Genomic DNA, 18,397 nt, shown 5'->3' with positions numbered 1-18,397 from the left:
ACGAGGGAAACCATGCAGATCAATTCCAACGCTCAAAGCTCAGTTGGTTCTTTTAATTTCCGCGCCCGTCAGGAAGAAATAGCTTCCCGCAAAGTTGAAGAGGACTCCGCTAAAACTTCAACAAACAAATCCGTCAACGGTAAAGAAGAGCTTACCGTAATTACTCCGGTTGAATGGGAAAAGATTGAACTGCGAATTGCAGGAATAGTTGACGAAAAATCCAACGAACTTCAGTCCGGACTAGAGAAAATTTTCAAAGAGGGTAACGAAAATGTTCTCTCCGGTAAGTCCGGTCTTGAATATGACAAACATATTAAAGAACTGACTGCAGCTATCGAAGGTCAGGACTACAAAAATGCTGAAAGAATCATCGATAAATTCTTTACCGGTGACAAAGATAAGGTCATTGAGCAAGTCCAGAACTTAGCCAACTCGGTTAAAGACAGTTTCTGGAACAAAATGCGTGACAGCTTCAAGGAAATGTATGTGGCTGAGCACCGCACTACATACGATAAAGGAGAGGATCCGGAAAGCGCCCTGCCATACGTGCAGCGCGCCATTGAACGTGCTAAGAAAGCTTCAGCTGAATACGATATCAACGACAAAAATCTAGCGAAAAGAGTAAGCTCCACCATCAGCACAGGAGCGGAACAGTCCAAAGGCAACCTGAAAAACGCAGGACGCAACCGCTACTCTGAAACGGCTGAAAGCGTTACCCATGCCACAGCCCAGCATGCCCGTGACAACATCTTCGGCGGAGATGAAAATTCCAGACAGGAAGACAAGGACAATACTGCCGCGGCCTATGAAAGAATAAATGACGAAATAGCTTCGCCCACCCAAGCCATGGTGGATAAGCTGAACAAAGCCAACAAAAGTAAAAAAGATGATTTTTCCAAATATCTGTTCGAAAGCGGTGAAGCATATTTTGAAGCCCTGAGATCAGAACTGGGAGTAAAAAAACTCTCCGGCAAATCGTACACCACGGTTGAGGATGAACAGGCCTATCAGGATAGTTTAAAATCAAATCCGGTCAGACCAAAGCACCTGGGCAACATTGAACTGGGTCCCATGCCGGAGATACCCATGACCCTTGCGCTTCAGGACAGCGTAACCCAACAGGCCCTCTACTCTCCGGTAAAGGTAACAGAACTTTACGGCACTGAAGAAGAGGAGCAGTTCGGCAATATCAAGAAAGGTCAGTTAAGCGATTTCAGCGGCTGGGCTTAAGACTGATCTATTTCGTCAGGCCCTTGTTGCGCTTCGCCGGAAGAGCCTAGGTTTTTCTGAGATAAAAATGCGCCGAGAATTCCGGCAATAAAAACGGCCAAGTACATCTGACCGAAAAGACCCTGCAAAATAGATAGGGAGCGAGCCATATATGATACTGGCAGGATATCACCATACCCTACGGTGAGCATGGTTACGTAGCTGAAATAAGTTAAGGCCCCGCGAATGGCGAAGACGTTATCTCCAAGATCAATTCCGGAAAAAGACCCGTTACGGAAAATTTCACACAGGCTGTATGCATCAGCCCAGGCCAGCCCCGCCAGCATATAGATGCAGATTGCACCGGAAATTAAATCACGGGTGACCCTTTTCTGCCGCCACATGAAATTCTGAATACCCCAGATGGCAATCATCAACATAAGCATATCAGCAGCTTCGCTTCCTGCCAGCCACAGCATGGAGCGAGTCTTAAAAAACAGGATGGAACTTACCAGCGAGATTCCGTAAAGTCCGAAATAAAAATAAAGTTGTTTTTTCTTAACTACAATTGCCGAAACAGCAGAGATCAATACCAGATAAGTATAAAAATAAAGGACCTGCTGTAGGAACAAAGAATGACCGGCAATAGGGCTGATAAATATCTGGCCAACCAAAAAACCAAGTAGAACCGTGAATTTAGACGGACTATTTTTGAAAAAATGGTAAAGCTTGAACAGAAATGGACTGTATTGATAATCATTATTTGATACTGGCATAAAGCATTATTACCCCACAACAACATGTAATTCCATATTTTTATAAGGAATAAACATCTTTAAGCTTTCGCGGCAGTTGCTAAGCGTCCCGATTGAGAGTAGCTTTCTTTGTTCACATCACCCCAAAGGACTATTCGCTGATGGAAGCTTTATATAAAAACAAGAACTTACAGATAGTTTTCGCTGTCACCCTCATGGCTATCATGGGTGTTTCCAGCATTATTCCGGCCCTGCCTGAAATGATCCGGGAATTCGGAATCTCTGCATCAACAATCGGGCTGATTTTCACCATCTTCACCCTTCCCGGAATTCTCTTCGCACCCTTGGCCGGAATCTTCGCCGACCGATTGGGCCGCAAAAAAATACTAGTCCCCTCACTTATAATATTCGGACTTGCCGGCACAGCCTGCTTTTTTACTAAAGATTTCCATTCCCTGCTTCTAGTTCGCTTTATTCAAGGAATTGGTGCGGCTGCCATCGGGGTAATCAACCTGACCATCATCGGTGACCTTTTCAGCGGCAAGGACAGAATCAAAGCTATGGGCCTAAATGCAGGAGTCCTGAGTATGGGCACAGCTATCTTCCCTGCCATTGGCGGGATACTGGCTCAAATCAGTTGGGAAGCACCTTTCCTGCTTTCACTCGTGGCACTGCCTCTGGCATGGGTGGTTGCTTTCAAGCTGGACAACCCGGAACCCTCATCAAGTGAGAATTTCAAACGGTACATGAAAGCCGCCTTTGCAGGTATGCGCAGCAAAGAGGTTTTAAGTCTTTTCGCTATTTCCCTGCTTACTTTCATCATCCTCTACGGACCGATTGTCACTTACCTGCCCCTGCTGCTTAATTCACGCTTCCATGCTTCCCCGCTCATGATCGGACTGGTAATTTCCAGTGCCTCATTCATAACCGCACTGGCTGCGTCACAAATGGGCAGACTGGCCCATTTCATGTCCCAACCGCTGATGATATCGCTTTCCGCATTTGCATACGGAGCGGCAATGATCATGCTTCCTGCTGCGGAGTCGGCTTTGTGGTGTATTTTACCGGTCTGTATGTTCGGGCTGGGGCAAGGGCTGAATATGCCTAACTCCATGTCCATGCTCACGGCAATCGCACCTATGGAACAACGCGCTGTATTTATGTCCGTAAACGGGATGTTGCTGCGGGCGGGCCAGACAATAGCCCCGATCCTTATGGGTCTGGTTTATTCCGGATTCAGCTTGGAGGCAGTTTTCTATGCCGGGGCAGTGGTGGCAGCAGCAATACTGGTTATTTCAACTATGTTTTTACGAGGATTCGAAGCGGAAACAGTGCAATAGCGCTATGACAAACGCAATAGTTGACTGAAAAATTATTTTTGTTCATTTTCGGCTTTCTTAAATCAGGGATTAATTTAAACAGGGACTGTCCGAAAAAATGAAAGTTGGATTTATCGCCTTCATGGAGCATATCTTCAATCCGCTCCACATATACTGTAGACTTGTAGACTGCGGCCTTTCTTCTGCAAAAGCGAAGAAGGTGGCCCGTACCTACGAAATGTGTCTATTCAAGCCTGCCACCCTGTGCATCCCCGCAATCAAACATCAAAAGCGGGCGAAGTAAGCTCACTATCAATAGTATCCGCGTCTTCTGCATTGAATTGAATCAAACGGCGCAAGTGAGTAAAACTGACTTCATCCATGTGATGAAAATCAGCAGCCAATCCGTCTTCGTCTGAGCGAACCACTTTAGCACATACTCTTATTATCGCTTCTTCAGAGAGCGGAATGGAAATTTCGCATTCATCACCAACAGAAAAGCCCTTTACAGGGTCACAAAGAATTCCCTTCAAGCTTAGATTATGCGACTCCACAAAAGCATCAATGTCTTCTTTGTGTAATACGACCCTGAATCCGGCATTCACGCGGGTCCTGCGTCTCTTGTTCTGATCCATGAAAACTCCAAGCTCTTTTAATAAACTGTAAAACTCTTTTTCTACTATTTACTCAATATTGCTTTCTTCTTCAATAACAACATAAGAGTTTAAAGTTTAAAAAGAAAACTTCTTGCTGTTCATCTTCCGGTTTTAGCCGAAGCACTCTCCTTAACTCTATTCAAGGCAAACCGGGTACAAATCGGTCCTGCTACCTCAAAAAATACTGTTGCCATTGCTATCACCGAAACAACAGACCTAAACTCTTCAAACCTGTTGGCAGCAGTAAGTGCCATCCCTAGGGCTATACCTGCCTGCGGCATTAATGACATCCCCATCCATCCACTGAATGAAGCAGACTTTCCGGCAAACAAACCTCCAAAATAGGCACCTATAAAACGGCCTGCAATTCGCAACAGTATATAAATAACGATCAACAACAAATGCTGTAAAAAATATTCCAACTGGACACTTACGCCTGCAAAAATAAAGAAAATCACCAGCAGGGGCCACTCCACACCCTCGACAGCGCAAAACGGACGCTCATGATGCCGGGCAACATTTGCCACAACAGCTCCCATCACCATTGCAGAAAGCAGATATGAGGCATCCAGCCACAGGGCAAAACCACTGCAAATGAAAACCATACCCAACCCCTCTACAAGACTGGGTTCCCCTGATTGTATCCGGCCTGTAAGAAAACTCATTGGAATACCGAGGATTACACCGATAAAAACAGAAATAAATATTTCCGAAACTCCACCCAGCAATGTATGCAACCCGCCTCCATCAAGCATCTCAATCTGCGCGGCAGCGAACATCAGGCTGAAAACAATGAGTCCCCAAGCATCGTCAATAGCTGTAATCTTGAGCAAAGTATCAGGAAACTCTCCTTTGACTTTTGACTCTTTAATAACATCCACTGTCGAGGCTGGATCAGTTGCCGGAGCGATTCCTCCATAAATCAAAGCAACAGGAAGAGAACACCCCAAAAGCCACAATCCTCCTGCGACCCCCACAGCTGTCACCATTGCAACGAACAAAGATATGGATAATACGGTCTTACCTGATTTACGTATTTCTTTGATATTAAAAGAATTACCCAGCAGGAAACCGATGGAGGCAAGAGCAATGTCAGAGACAATAGGCATCCAGTTCCCAATCGACACTGGAAGGAGATTAAATCCTGCCGGCCCGATAAAAATTCCGAAAACAATTAATGCTGAGACACGTGGAACAGGAGTATTTCGACCTATCAGATCAGCAACCAATCCCAAAAAGAACAAAAATCCCAATGTCATCAAAGTAAGAGCTGAAACAGACACATGCCCTCCCCTCTGAAAGGATTAAAAAGAGCACCCCTCCCGCTTAGTCTTCCGTTTTTCGCCCGGAGTGATATCACCGACCTTTTTTAAAGCAAAGCGAGTACAAATCGGGCCGGCAATCTCGAAAAATATTGTGGTTGCTGCAATTACCGAAACCACCGCCTCAAATTCTTCAAACCTGTGTGCAGCAGTAAGCGCCATCCCCAGGGCAATACCGGCCTGCGGCATCAAGGCCATACTCATCCACTTGCCGAAAAACAAATTCTCGCCGCCTTTTTTCGCTCCAAAAATCCCTCCCATAAACCTGCTGACAATCCGCAGCAGGATATAGAACATAATCAGCTTTTGGTTGACGTAGATATGCTCAATTTCGATATTTACTCCGGCAAACAAGAAGAACAGAACAACAATAGGCCACTCAATAGAACGTATTGAATAAAAGGAGCAATCTATACGCTTAGCAAAATTGACGACCACCATTCCCATGGTCATAGCAGCCAGCAGGAAAGAAACATCCAGCCACATGGCAAGGCCGCCACAAAGACAAACCATACCCAAGGCTTCAAGCAAAGTATGCTCACCGGATTTCAAATATCCGGTAAGATAGCTCATAGGGGCCCCCAAAACAGCCCCTACAAAAATTGCGAAAACAATATCCTTACCCCCGTGAGCCAAAGTCTCAAGGCTTCCGCCTCCAGCGCTGGACAACATCTGTGCCGCAGCCAGCATCAGACTGAAAACAATCAGGCCGAGAGCATCATCAAGGGCAATAATCTTGAGCAGAATTTCGGTAAAACGTCCCTTGGCATTGGCTTCATGGACAACATCCACAGTAGCAGCAGGAGCTGTCGCCGGGGCTATTCCACCATAAATAAGTGCCAGCGGTAAGGGTATACCTGCCAGCCATAATCCTCCACCAACGATCACAGCTGTTGCTACCACAACTCCGAGGGTAATCCAGAGCACGAGCATGCCCGAGCGCCGCAAAGATGCATATTGCAGCGAACTGCCCAGCAGAAAGCCGATCATAACCAAAGCCATATCCGAAACAACAGGCATCCAGCTTTGGGTGGATACCGGGAGCAGATCAAATCCGGACGGACCGATCATAAATCCGGCAACCATAAGTATTGAAACCCGGGGAATAGGGGTATTCCTGCCTATGGTGTCCGCTAAGAAACCGACCATAAACAGCAATCCGAGTGTGATAAGAGTCAAAGCAGATACGGTCATCCGAATTTCCCTCTTCCCTTTTAAGCTCAATCTGATATAATATTTATTCCATGCTCTAACACAATAAACTATTTTCGCTGAACAACAAAGGAATTCAATCGTGAGCGCCTTCAAACTCATTGGTCAAACATTCACTTTTGCATGCACAACAAATGAAAACACACCCAAACTCTTTGCATGCAATTTATTGCTTGCAATTAAACACATTTTAATCTAGCTGAATGAGCGTTCACTATTCACAAAACACACCCACACTCCACCAAACACCCACCACTCACATTTTCCACTGCCCCACCGACAGCGGAAAGCCGGAATAAGTGTGTTTTGAAAGACTTATTTTTAGGAGAGACAAATGGAATCAAAACTCGCTAACCCCGCACCGTTGGGCTTGATGGGATTCGGCATGACCACCATCCTGCTGAACATCCACAATGCAGGATTTTTCCCCATCAGCTCTATGATCCTTGCCATGGGCTTTTTCTACGGCGGCATCGCGCAGGTAATCGCCGGAGTGATGGAATTCAAGAAGGGCAACACCTTCGGAACCACTGCCTTCACTTCCTACGGCCTGTTCTGGCTGACCCTCGTAGCATTGATCGTAATGCCCAAGATGGGTCTTGCAGAACCAACCCCGCACGCATTCATGGGCTGGTACCTGCTCCTGTGGGGCATCTTCACCCTGTTCATGTTCGTCGGCACCCTGAAAGGCAACAAAGTGCTGCAGTTCATCTTCTTCTCCCTGACCGTGCTTTTCTTCCTGCTTGCATTACGCGATTTCACCGGCAGCCACTTCATCGGCACCATTGCCGGATGGGAAGGCATTGTCTGCGGAGCATCCGCATTCTATCTCGCTATGGCTGAAGTCATCAACGAACAGTACGGCCGTACCGTTCTGCCCATCGGCGAATAGCACACTTCACTTCTCATGAAAGTATGAAGGCCGCACAGCTTGCAAGCTGTGCGGCCTTTTTTGATGCCATCACGCAGCTAATAATCCCGCCCTTCCCCTCACCCGAGTTTTAAATTATAGATAGCGGACGCCACGCGGAGCCTATGTCCGCTTAAGCACAGAATAAGCTTCAGGAGAAAACCGAACATGAATATGGAACATGATATTACAAGGGCCAAATTTCTGATTGAATCGCTGCCGTACATTAAAGAATTCTACGGCGAAACAGTCGTCATCAAATACGGCGGCAACGCCATGATCGATGAAAACCTGAAGCGAGCATTCGCCCTGAACATCATCCTGCTGAAATACATCGGTATCAACCCGGTAGTAGTACATGGTGGCGGACCGCAGATTCAAAAAATGCTCAGCGCACTGAACATCGACAGCCATTTCAAGAGCGGATACCGCGTCACAGACGAAGCGACCATGGATGTAGTCGAGATGGTCCTCGTAGGTCAGGTCAACAAACAGATCGTCAACCTGATCAACCTGAATGGCGGTAAGGCTGTCGGACTTTCCGGTAAAGACGGGATGCTTATCAAGGCCGAACAAAAGGAACTGGTCATCGAGTCCGAGACCAAAGCACCTGAAATTATCGACCTCGGCAAGGTAGGCGAAGTGACCAAGGTCAACACCACTCTCATCGAATCACTGCAAAGCGAAGGATTCATTCCGGTTATCGCTCCCGTAGGTGTAGACGATGAAGGTTCCACCTACAACATCAACGCCGACTCCGTTGCCGGAGCTGTTGCCGCAGCCATGAACGCCAAACGCCTGCACTTGCTGACCGACGTACAGGGCCTGCTTGATGCTGATATGAATCTTATTTCTTCACTGAATTGCCGGGAAGCTGCCGAAGCCATTGATTCCGGTGTTGCAAAAGGCGGCATGATCCCCAAACTGAGCTGCTGCCTTGAAGCGGTCCACAGCGGAGTTGAAAAAGCCCACATCATTGATGGACGGGTTGAAAACTGCGTTTTGCTGGAACTTTTCACCAAGAACGGTATCGGCACTGAAATTGTCGGGTAGTACGGAGAACAATAGAATGAAAGCGATAGCCATAGTTGGTAAAAAGAAGACAGGTAAAACCACAATGGGCCTTGCTCTGGTCAAGAAACTCACAGAGAAAGGCTACAAAGTCGGGGTGCTCAAACACTCCCACCACGGCTTTGACGGAGCCGAAGGTGCGGACACCGAGGAGTACAAGAAAATAGCATCCTGTGTAGCCGCATACTCTCCCAGCGAGTCCTTTGTTTCCTGGAAACAGGAACGCACTGTTCAGGATCTGGTTCCGCTCATGAACGCTGACGTAATCGTCATGGAAGGCGGCAACAAGGTCGGTTGGCTGCCACGGGTGATCATGGTCCGCGAAGACAACGACGACAAAGAATTTTACCCTGAACTGGCCCTGAAACAGATTCCGGCCTGTTCGCCGGAAAATCCGCCTTCCGATGAACTTCTGGAAGAGTTGGCCGATTTGGTCATGGATAAAGGATTCATCCTGCCGGGACTTAACTGTGGTGCCTGCGGACGCGAATTCTGTATGGATTTCGTGGCTGATATCATTGCCGGGAAAGCCCGCGTTTCAGGATGTCAGGCCATGAAGACCCAGATGTCCGTAACCTGTAACGGTGTCGAGCTTGGATTCAACCCCTTTGTAGCTGACATGCTTTCCGCCGGAATTACCGCCATGCTCAAGCAGCTCAAAGGCTATGTCCCCGGAGACATAGAAATTACAATTAAGAATTAAAACGGCCCCTCCGGAGGCATCCATTGATGAATCACGAATTTTTTAAAATTATCAGCAGGGTCGAATTTGAAGCCCTGCTGAATTCTTTTGCAGCGGTAGGCACAAAAAAAGTTTCCATTTCCGATGCCTGCGGACTGGTGCTTGGCGAAGATATCATCTCACCGGAAGACCTTCCCCCGGCCAACCGTTCCTGCATGGATGGCTATGCAGTCAACGCTCGCGATGCTTTCGGCGCAACCGAAGGCAACCCGGCTTATCTGGAATGCTCCGCCACCCTTAAGGTGGACGAAAATCCCGACTTTGAGCTCCAGCCCGGAGAATGTGCTGCCATCCCCACCGGAGGCACCCTGCCTGACGGAGCCGATGCTGTTGTCATGGTTGAACATACTCAGGAACTGGGAGCCGGAACCATTGAAATCCGTAAATCATCCGCTCCGGGTGAGCACACCATGCTCAAAGGCGAAGATGCTGCCAAAGGCGATCTAATATTTCAGGCCGGACACAAGGTTCGCTTTCAGGATGTTGGACTGCTGGCGGCGCTGGGCATCAAAGATGTTACAATTCACCGCAAACCGCGCGTGGGCATCATCTCCACAGGTGATGAACTTGTTGAGATTGACTCTCCGCAGAAGGTCGGAACTATCCGTGATGTAAACTCGCACACATTGCGCTGTCTGGTGAATGATGCGGGAGCAGAAGCTGTTAATTACGGCATTGTGCGCGATGAGCTGGAAAAACTTGAAAATACGCTTGAGAAAGCAATCGCCGAAAACGATCTGGTACTTCTTTCCGGTGGAAGTTCTGTGGGCATGCGTGATCTAACAGTACAAGCGATTGAATCCATGCAGAATTCTGAAATACTTGCGCACGGTGTGGCAATCAGCCCCGGGAAGCCGACCATCCTCGGGCGGGCTGGAAACAAACCAGTGCTGGGATTACCCGGACAGGTCACCTCCGTTCAAGTGGTTATGCTTGCTCTGGTGGTCCCTTTTATCCGCCAGCTTATGGGCCAGACAAATGCATTCTCCAGTACTGATCGAGTTTTGGTGCAGGCCGAACTGGGCCGTAATACCGTATCCAAGCCCGGGCGTGAAGATTACGTACGCATGAAGCTGACCTACCGCGAAGGCAAATTACCTCTGGCTGAGCCTATTTACGGAAAATCCGGCCTGCTCAAGACCATGATCCAAGCTGACGGGTTAATGATCATCCCCGCTGACACCGAAGGATTTTACGCCGGAAACACAGTTAATCTCTGGAAAATTTAAAAAGGAAATCTCATGAGTGACCGCAATATCTACCTGAAGACTATTCCTGTTCCTGAAGCCGTAAAAGCTGCCATGGACAATCTTGACCGCGATTCACTGGTACAGACCGAAACTATTCCGGTTCACGAAGCACTTGGGCGGGTCACAGCAGAAGCTGTAATAGCCCGCTGCTCTTCTCCCACCTACCATTCGGCAGCAATGGACGGCTATGCAGTTAAAAGCGACACCACTTTCACCGCCCGTGAAGGACAGCCCCTGCTGCTTAAAAAGGAAGCAGGATGCATTGCGGTCAATACCGGCAACCCGCTTCCGGACGGAATGGATGCCATCATCATGATTGAGCATATTGTTGATGAAGGTGAGAATATTTCGATCGAAGCACCGGCCTTTCCATGGCAGCATGTCCGCCGCATCGGTGAAGATATTGTAGCTACGGAAATGCTGCTCCCGCGCAAGCACACAATTTCTGCTTTCGATATAGGTGCGCTGCTTTCCGCCGGAATATACGAGATTAAGGTTTATGAAAGAATCCGCATGACCTTCATCCCAACCGGAGATGAGGTTCTGCCCTTCGCAAACCGCCCCACCCCCAACCCGGGTGAAGTCATCGAGTCCAACTCACAGGTATTCAAGTCACTGGCCGCCGGACTTGATGTAGAATTCAGCTTCACCGCTCCGGTCAAAGACCGTGAGGAAAAGCTCACTGCTGCAGTGGAAGAGGCTCTCAAAACTTCGCACATTGTGGTGGTCGGTGCCGGGTCCTCGGCTGGCAGCAAGGATTTTACACGCATCGTTTTTGAAAAACTGGGAAAACTGCTGGTTCACGGTATTGCGGTCATGCCCGGAAAACCTACTGTTCTGGGAACCGCACAAGGCAAATTGCTGGTTGGGGCACCGGGATACCCGGTCAGCGCAGTGGTCTGCTTCGAAGACGTGCTCACCCCGATTATTTCATGGCTGGCAGGCAAACATGAGCCGCAGCGAGACAAAGTACAGGTCAGACTGGCGAGACGTACCCCCTCCAAAATGGGTCAGGAAGAAATCGTCCGGCTGGCAGTGGGACAGGTTGGCGATGAATATATCGGTGTCCCCCTTTCCCGAGGTGCAGGTATGATCACCACGCTGACCAAAGCACAGGGCTTCACCCGTGTTCCTGCGGACAGTGAAGGTGTTGAGCTTAATGAGACCGTGGATGTAGAACTTTTCTCCAGCCGTTCCGAGCTGGACAAGGTGCTCATGCATGTCGGCAGCCACGACAATACCATCGACCTGCTTGCCGACATACTCATGGACGGAAATAATCCGCTGCGTCTGGTCTCGACTCATGCCGGTTCCATGGGCGGACTTACTGCACTCAAAAATGATATGGCGCTTTTTGCCGGAACACATTTATTCGACCCCGAAACAAATGACTTCAACTTCCCATTCATCGAAAGATACCTGCCCGGAATGGATGTAACTGTTGTTAACCTCGCCATCCGCCATCAGGGATTCATCGTCCCCAAGGGCAACCCCAAAAACATCAAAGGCATTGAATCTCTGGACGGTCTTGATATTAATTTCATCAACCGTCAGCGCGGGGCCGGCACCAGAATTCTCTTTGACTACCACATGAAGAAAGCTGGCCTGAAACCGATAGACATTCTCGGTTATGACCGTGAAGAATTCACCCACATGGCCGTGGCTGCCAACGTACTTACCGGAGCCGCTGATTGCGGGCTGGGTATTTTTGCGGCAGCAAAGGCATTGGATCTCGATTTCGTGCCGCTGGCCCATGAAAGGTACGATCTGATCATTCCGCAAAAACATATGGAAGACCGCAGGATAAAAACACTGCTCGCGTTAATAAAATCTGATAAGGTCAAACAGGATATCAGCAAACTGGGCGGTTATGACACAGACCTTACCGGACAGAGAATGAAACCGGGAGTAAGTCTGGGATACTAATACAACATCTTGCCGGAGGGGGTATGAACAAGGACAAAGAGCACATCATCAGGCAGAAATGCCATGAAAACGTGATCGGATTTGCCCCGTTCCGCTACCGCTTCGGCAAAGGAAGCTTCATCCGTGAAGGTCTACTCAATATCGGTATATTTGATGACAAGGAAGGCGGACATTTGGTGCTGACCTTCATCTTCGATTCCGATACCATTGAAACGGACAACGATATCCTCGACCGCATGGGACGACTCGATTTCAGCCCCATAACCCGCAAAGGATTGCTGACTGCATTACGAAATTCAGCTGAATTCGAGCAGAACGAAAATTTCGCCATGCACGAATTCAGCTTTTATTTTGACAAAATGCCTGCCGACATCCCCAAGTTGATTAATCATTGTTTCATCCCCTTCTTTCTCGACCACCTTTATATGCGTATCGGGGAAGTTGAATGGATGGAAGATGAAAAGATTAAGGGGTTGTTTTGCAGGGTTAAAGATCACTTTAAATGGTAAATTTTCAGGAGAAAAATAATGCCCGTAATTAAAGTAGAAATGTTCGAAGGCAGAACCATCGAACAGAAAAGAGAACTTGTAGAAGTGCTCTCCAAAGAAACCGCCCGCATCACCGGATGCAGCGTGGAATCAATATATGTTGTCATTGATGAAGTGAAAAAGGAGAACTGGGGGGCAGGCGGGAAGCTTTGTTCTGACAAGTATCCGGATTAAAATTCCATATAATTCCAACAACATATCCCCGGCAAGATTATCCAGCTGGGGATTATTTCTTTACCAATCCCACTATCCAATAGAATCTATCATTCATGCTCTTCAAGCGCCTATTCGTAAATACACACCTCAAAACGCAACCATGATTGACATAAATTACATTCATATTTTACGATAAAGAAACTACACATAAAAACTCAACATATCAATATATTGAAACATATTCTTACTATAGCCAGCTTATCTTGGAGAGGACATGATCGGTTATCAAACATTCCCTTATCGCCCGGGTGCTTCAGACTCACTTAACAAACTCACTCAATTAAAAATCCTGCCTCTTACAGCCAAGACCTTCCTCGACGTCGGTTGCAATGAAGGATTCTTTTGCGGATACGCTTTGTTTGACGGGGCCAGAAAAGTTGTCGGAATTGACATCAATGAGCAATTTATTCAGAGCGCAAAACAGAATTTTCCCGGTTGCGATTTCCGGGTTCAGAGCTGGAATGATCTTCCTTCCGACGAAAAATATGACGTTATCCTCTGTTCTTCAGCGCTGCATTATGCAGATGATCAAGAAAAATTAATACACATGCTCATGGATAAGCTTTCCCGAAATGGAGTTCTCATCCTTGAAGTAGGAATAGCTGACGGTAACGGTTCTGATTGGGTTGAAGTAAAACGGAGTATCGACACCCGCTATTTCCCGACACAAAATAAAGTGAACAGCATTCTTTCCGACTACGCATACAAATATATGGGAGAAAGTTCACCGCAGATCGGCGATCCAATCCCCCGCTACGTTTATCATATCCGTAGAAAAAAGCCGTATGCTTTCCTACTGATGCAAAAACCGGGAGCGGGCAAAACAACCACCCGCAAGGCCTTATTTCAAGATCAAAAAGTCATATCTGGAGACAAGTTGATCCTGGATATTGGCTCTAAGAAACAGTCTTGTTCTTCGGAACTGCAAGATTTCTTAGCACAAGGCTTAAATCCAGCTAAAATTGATCTGGCTGTCCGCTCACTGTTCTCTAGTCAATTATGGAAAGATTATCTGGATGTAATTCTTCAAATTACAAATGGTGAAACATTCGCATATGATGGATATGTTCCCTCATCATACCACGATCTTATTTCAGACTACCTGAAATCAAATGACTACTTTCCAATAAACCTGTGTTGGGATTCCCCTGATTCTCTTGACGATTTAGGAGTACGAACTAAAGCGGAAGCAAGAAAATATGCTATGTATCTGGCTGCTGTTCGCAGCAAAATTCGCAACCGTTAAACATTCCCCACTCAATTCCAACAACAAAGCCCCGGCAGGATAATCCCGCCGGGGCTTATTTTTGTCAGTTCTCCTAACCACACCCTACTTCTTATGAACCTCCCATTCCTCAGCCTTGTAATCTGCGGGAACTTCTTCCCAGCCGGAGAACATGGCGGCGATGTGGGCGGTGATGTTGTGTCCGGTAGTGGTCATGTAGATATGAACTATAAGAAAAGCCAGCAGTGCGTAGGCGCAGGCCATGTGCACGTTAGCTACTACATTCAGACTCAGGAAATCCAAGCCGTAGGCAGCCCAGTCGTTGTAGGTCCAATAAAGCAATCCCGTGATCATCTGCAAAGGCAGCAGGATCGCCGAGAGCCCTAAGTAGACCAGACGCTGCAAGGGGTTGTGCTTGGCATCCCTGCTCTTCTGTACCGGATGCTCTTCACCCTTAAAGATACCGGAAGCATAATACATGGCTACATCGAAGAGCTTCTTGGATGTGGGTATGTACTGCTTCCACTCCCCTGTGGTCAGCAGCCAGAAGATGATGAATACGAACAGAATCAGCCAGCTGATGCCCAGAGTGTTATGCAGTTCCACGGCCTTTTCAAAACCGAAAAGGGAGAATACTCCATGCACTTCAAGCCCGGTAAGCATGAGCAGCATAATTAGGATTGCTTGGGTCCAGTGCCAGAAACGCTCGAACTTCGAATAGAGGTAAATCTTCTTCATGTTATGTCCGCTCATGGCTAGTCCTCCTTACGTCCTGACATGAAAATGCGACCAAGGGCATGCAGGATTACACCTACTGCCGAGGCAAGCACGATGGACCAGCCCCCAGCATCCACAACGGCGGAAGCATCACGTCCGGGCATGTAAAAACAGGTCAGCTTTTCAAGACGGCCCTGCTTGCTATGGCATTCCTCACAAGCTACCGCATTTTCCTTGGGCGCAACCATATGGGTGGTCGGATAAACGAATTCGGTTTCCACAAAGCCCACTTCGCCGCTAAACGGCAATCCGGCATACTTCATCCCCGCTGTTACGGACTTCTCCCAATTAAAGCCCTTCCAGTAGGCATCATTATCCTTACCGAACAGGTGCGGGATAACCATGTTCTTGTTGATCTTATCGTAAGGAGTCATACCGCGATGCACCTTGAAAGGCATAATCCGGGAATTCCTGTCTTCAATTGAGCCGACTGGCTTTGAAACCAGCACTGGCTTGGTTGGATCAATGGTGGTCTGGGCGGTAATGGTATCGATGGTTCCGTTGAACCAGTAATATTCAGGTACAACGTTCTTTTCCCAACGCATATCGCCCTTCTTGGTCATGTAGACAGGCTTGCCCCATTCGCCCTTTTCAACATAAGGCTTGCCGTCCTTCTTCTTACCTGCGGCAGACCAGTCCCACCACATCTTGGTAGGCAGTTCACGTGCAAAAGTCGGAATATGACAGCTCTGACAAGCAAGCTTATCAGTATGATCGTTGAGCTTCATGCCCAGCTCAGACTTATGAGGACGGTCACTGTGGCAGGATTCACACATGATCTTGGAACCGAGGTCATCTTCCAGCAGTGACTTACGCTCGGTGGCAGCTGGAGTTGAATAGATTCGTCCTGCAATGTCGTGCTTCACAGTGGTATGGCAACGGACACAAGTAAAATTCTGCCCGTCCATGCCCATATGTACGTCAAGAGCCTTGGAAGGCTTAAGCATGGATGAATCAAGGTCACCGTGCTTCACGCCATCACCACCGCCACCGTAAAAATGGCAGGTTCCGCAATTCTTGCGGGTCGGACGACCTACGGACTGGGCAACCTTATTCCATTGGGGAGCAGCATAGAACTTACCGTTCCCCTTGAACTTCTTACCCGGCGGAGGAGCAGGGTTTCCGGCGCCTGCGGGAAACTTCTTATAAGTTCCGGTCTGCTCATGACAGACCAGACAGTCGATCTTTTCCTGGGAGGTAAAATCAAAATCCTTATCCTTCCAACCGTACCCAGCATGACAGGAGGTACAGCGGGGTTCGTTGGACTGGATATTGATACAGAAGTTGTTGACCACCAGACCGCCCTTACCGACCTTCAGCTCCTTTTCCGCCTTGGGATCAAGCCATGTCCAGTGAATGGTCTTGTGGAACTGGTGTCCGGCTTCGGTATGACAGGTCAGGCAAGCCTTGGTCACTTCCGGGCCGCTCTTGAATGGTTGCTTCAGCGCATCGAACTTGGAATGATCTGCCGTGATCCACAACTCCTTGCCCTTGGTAGCCTGACGGGCCATTTCCCTGCCGGGAGCAGTATCCCCGGCGGCAAATGCACTTGCGCCCAGAAAGACCACCGCCGACAGCAGCAGTACTGAGTTCCGCATGAATCTCATGTCCACCCTCCGTTAGTTTATGAACTACCGGAACAAAGGCCCCGGTTTATTTACTTCATAAATCCAAGCCCAGACACCTTTTCCAGATACGGTTTCCGGCCCATGAAAAAAGCATACATAGCCACCATCCCCAGAAGCATTGCAAAACCAAGATGAGTCCAGTCAATAAGCATGACCGTAAACGGATCGAGAGTCACCGAGTGCAGATTCTTAATCACCCGCATAACTCCGGTGCCGATTACTGCTCCGTAAAGGACAACACGCAGCAGACCCGAAGAAGACATTTTGAAATACTGCTTTCCCGCCATAACGAACATGGTCAGCAAATACAGGGTCATGAAAAGAAGTACGGCCCCGAATATGTAATGAAGCTTATTGGTCAGGTAAAAGTCGTTCAGCCACCCCAACCCCGGAATATCCGAGATATAGTAACGCTTGAATATGGGCATCTGGGCTGCCCCGGTCAGAGCCATAGCGAAAATAGTCAGCTTGAAAATACGCTTAAAGAGCGGGCTAGTCATTGTCCTTTCCTCCTACTGCGGAAGCAAGGAATCTTCCGGCCTTTATTACTCCGGCTGCGATCCCTGCAAAGGGGGCTATCCCCACTGCATACGCCAGCTTCTCCTCATCAGCCATAGAGTCTTCCACTTGAGAAAGTCCGGGCTTTCCGGGCCCCTTGTCCACAGCTTCATTGAGCAGCTCAAAAGGAACAGGAGAAAGATAGATGGTATTGGTTCCGCCGTTCTCATCCTCGCCGTAGATGAACCAGTTGTTCTTCTCCGCCAGTTCATGGGCCTTCTTGAGAATTTCACTGCGCGGACCGATAGTCTGAACATTCTCAGGGCATGCTTCGATGCAGGCAGGCAGCTTGCCTTGATCTATACGATTGTAACAGCGGTCACACTTGTACATGACCCCGTTCCCGGCCAGATTCGGCATAAGCCTCAGATACAGGCCCACCCCGGTCTGGCGCTGGGGAATGTGCCACGGACAAACCGTGCGGCACTTGGCACCACCAAGACAGACATCTTCATTGATGCGCACAATGCCGTTCTTCTGCTTCCCCGCTGCCCCCCAGGGACAGAGATTTGCGCAAGGAGCATTGCGACAGTGCAGACAACGGCGGGGAATATTGATTTCATGGACCTCGCCTTCGAATTCAACTTCTGCACTCTGGATATAGAGCCAGTTGTAGGGAGTCAGACGGTCATCTACATCTTTTCGATCCGACCAGTCCTCAACCTTTACCCGTGAGGTGGGATACATTTCCGGATAAGGCTTCTTGGGTTCGGGAAACTTGGGGGCATTAGCTTCGCGGCATGCAGAAACACATTCACCGCATGCAATACACTTTGAAAGATCCAGCAGGGTACAGAGTTCTTCTTCGCTGTTTCCTGCTGCCGCAACATCACGCGCAGGCAGGAGCATGGCAGCACTTCCGGCTCCCAGCCCCTTCAAGAAATTTCTGCGGGAAATTCCATTCTTCTTGTCTGTCATATATTATCCTTTATTAACTGCGATATTTTCAACTTCATCCTGAAACGATTTGATCAAAGCAAAGCAGAATCCGTACCTACTTTTAATATTCTGATAATAACTACCACATTTACACTGAAAATGGCTAGTTATCCGACAATTTCGACTTCTTTATA

At 48.2% G+C, this 18,397-nt stretch carries 19 protein-coding genes; 11 read left to right on the top strand and 8 right to left on the bottom strand.

Features of this window, described 5'->3' with window-relative positions; translation table 11 throughout:
* Positions 1-12: 12 nt before the first annotated feature.
* A complete protein-coding gene (locus tag DESAL_RS04240) occupies positions 13-1,230 on the top strand; it encodes a hypothetical protein (RefSeq protein ID WP_015850732.1) in 1,218 nt (405 codons plus the stop codon).
* Here DESAL_RS04240 and DESAL_RS04235 read toward each other — a convergent pair.
* Positions 1,227-1,985: a potassium channel family protein gene (locus DESAL_RS04235; protein ID WP_015850731.1), complete on the bottom strand. Its 759-nt coding sequence runs from the start codon at positions 1,983-1,985 to the stop codon at positions 1,227-1,229. The genes DESAL_RS04240 and DESAL_RS04235 overlap by 4 nt on opposite strands.
* 140 nt (positions 1,986-2,125) lie before the next feature.
* Between DESAL_RS04235 and DESAL_RS04230 the strand changes: the two genes are divergently transcribed.
* Positions 2,126-3,304: an MFS transporter gene (locus DESAL_RS04230; protein ID WP_015850730.1), complete on the top strand. Its 1,179-nt coding sequence runs from the start codon at positions 2,126-2,128 to the stop codon at positions 3,302-3,304.
* Positions 3,305-3,401: 97 nt separating this feature from the next.
* Entirely contained in the window at positions 3,402-3,587 is a 186-nt protein-coding gene (locus tag DESAL_RS19980; protein WP_015850729.1) for a hypothetical protein, read from the top strand.
* Here DESAL_RS19980 and DESAL_RS04225 read toward each other — a convergent pair.
* The 3 genes from DESAL_RS04225 to DESAL_RS04215 form a co-directional block, all read right to left on the bottom strand.
* On the bottom strand, positions 3,562-3,918 hold the full coding sequence (locus DESAL_RS04225; RefSeq protein WP_015850728.1) for a PilZ domain-containing protein: 357 nt from the start codon (positions 3,916-3,918) through the stop codon (positions 3,562-3,564). The genes DESAL_RS19980 and DESAL_RS04225 overlap by 26 nt on opposite strands.
* 119 nt (positions 3,919-4,037) lie before the next feature.
* On the bottom strand, positions 4,038-5,222 hold the full coding sequence (locus tag DESAL_RS04220) for a cation:proton antiporter (RefSeq protein WP_015850727.1): 1,185 nt from the start codon (positions 5,220-5,222) through the stop codon (positions 4,038-4,040).
* Positions 5,223-5,243: 21 nt separating this feature from the next.
* Positions 5,244-6,455: a cation:proton antiporter gene (locus DESAL_RS04215; protein WP_015850726.1), complete on the bottom strand. Its 1,212-nt coding sequence runs from the start codon at positions 6,453-6,455 to the stop codon at positions 5,244-5,246.
* Positions 6,456-6,807: 352 nt separating this feature from the next.
* On the opposite strand from DESAL_RS04215, the gene satP reads away from it, so the two are divergent.
* The 8 genes from satP (at position 6,808) to DESAL_RS04175 (ending at position 14,382) form a co-directional block, all read left to right on the top strand.
* Positions 6,808-7,365: an acetate uptake transporter gene (gene satP, locus DESAL_RS04210; protein WP_015850725.1), complete on the top strand. Its 558-nt coding sequence runs from the start codon at positions 6,808-6,810 to the stop codon at positions 7,363-7,365.
* A gap of 186 nt (positions 7,366-7,551) precedes the next feature.
* Complete coding sequence (argB, locus tag DESAL_RS04205) at positions 7,552-8,436, top strand: acetylglutamate kinase (RefSeq protein ID WP_015850724.1); 885 nt, start codon at positions 7,552-7,554, stop codon at positions 8,434-8,436.
* Positions 8,437-8,452: 16 nt separating this feature from the next.
* Positions 8,453-9,157: a molybdopterin-guanine dinucleotide biosynthesis protein MobB gene (locus DESAL_RS04200; protein ID WP_015850723.1), complete on the top strand. Its 705-nt coding sequence runs from the start codon at positions 8,453-8,455 to the stop codon at positions 9,155-9,157.
* A gap of 26 nt (positions 9,158-9,183) precedes the next feature.
* Positions 9,184-10,425 (top strand): molybdopterin molybdotransferase MoeA, encoded by a 1,242-nt coding sequence (locus tag DESAL_RS04195; RefSeq protein WP_015850722.1) that lies wholly within the window; start codon positions 9,184-9,186, stop codon positions 10,423-10,425.
* Positions 10,426-10,437: 12 nt separating this feature from the next.
* Complete coding sequence (locus tag DESAL_RS04190; RefSeq protein ID WP_015850721.1) at positions 10,438-12,372, top strand: molybdopterin biosynthesis protein; 1,935 nt, start codon at positions 10,438-10,440, stop codon at positions 12,370-12,372.
* 23 nt (positions 12,373-12,395) lie between these two features.
* Positions 12,396-12,881: a hypothetical protein gene (locus DESAL_RS04185; protein ID WP_015850720.1), complete on the top strand. Its 486-nt coding sequence runs from the start codon at positions 12,396-12,398 to the stop codon at positions 12,879-12,881.
* 18 nt (positions 12,882-12,899) lie between these two features.
* Positions 12,900-13,094, top strand: coding sequence for a 4-oxalocrotonate tautomerase (locus DESAL_RS04180; protein WP_015850719.1), 195 nt, complete (start codon positions 12,900-12,902; stop codon positions 13,092-13,094).
* A 256-nt stretch (positions 13,095-13,350) separates the two neighbouring features.
* Entirely contained in the window at positions 13,351-14,382 is a 1,032-nt protein-coding gene (locus tag DESAL_RS04175; RefSeq protein ID WP_015850718.1) for a class I SAM-dependent methyltransferase, read from the top strand.
* Positions 14,383-14,466: 84 nt separating this feature from the next.
* Here DESAL_RS04175 and DESAL_RS04170 read toward each other — a convergent pair whose 3' ends face one another.
* Genes DESAL_RS04170 through DESAL_RS04155 form a run of 4 tightly spaced genes read right to left on the bottom strand, consistent with a single transcriptional unit; the run spans position 14,467 to position 18,242 of the window.
* Entirely contained in the window at positions 14,467-15,114 is a 648-nt protein-coding gene (locus DESAL_RS04170; protein WP_015850717.1) for a cytochrome b/b6 domain-containing protein, read from the bottom strand.
* Positions 15,115-15,116: 2 nt separating this feature from the next.
* Positions 15,117-16,745: a tetrathionate reductase family octaheme c-type cytochrome gene (locus tag DESAL_RS04165; protein ID WP_015850716.1), complete on the bottom strand. Its 1,629-nt coding sequence runs from the start codon at positions 16,743-16,745 to the stop codon at positions 15,117-15,119.
* Positions 16,746-16,795: 50 nt separating this feature from the next.
* Positions 16,796-17,266, bottom strand: coding sequence for a hypothetical protein (locus DESAL_RS04160; RefSeq protein WP_015850715.1), 471 nt, complete (start codon positions 17,264-17,266; stop codon positions 16,796-16,798).
* On the bottom strand, positions 17,259-18,242 hold the full coding sequence (locus DESAL_RS04155; protein WP_015850714.1) for a 4Fe-4S dicluster domain-containing protein: 984 nt from the start codon (positions 18,240-18,242) through the stop codon (positions 17,259-17,261). The genes DESAL_RS04160 and DESAL_RS04155 overlap by 8 nt, the downstream gene beginning before the upstream one ends.
* Positions 18,243-18,397 lie beyond the last annotated feature (155 nt).

This window comes from Maridesulfovibrio salexigens DSM 2638 (assembly GCF_000023445.1).
Lineage (GTDB): Bacteria > Desulfobacterota > Desulfovibrionia > Desulfovibrionales > Desulfovibrionaceae > Maridesulfovibrio > Maridesulfovibrio salexigens.
Note: the sequence above shows the minus strand (reverse complement) of the source record. Positions and strands in the feature narration are given on the sequence as shown.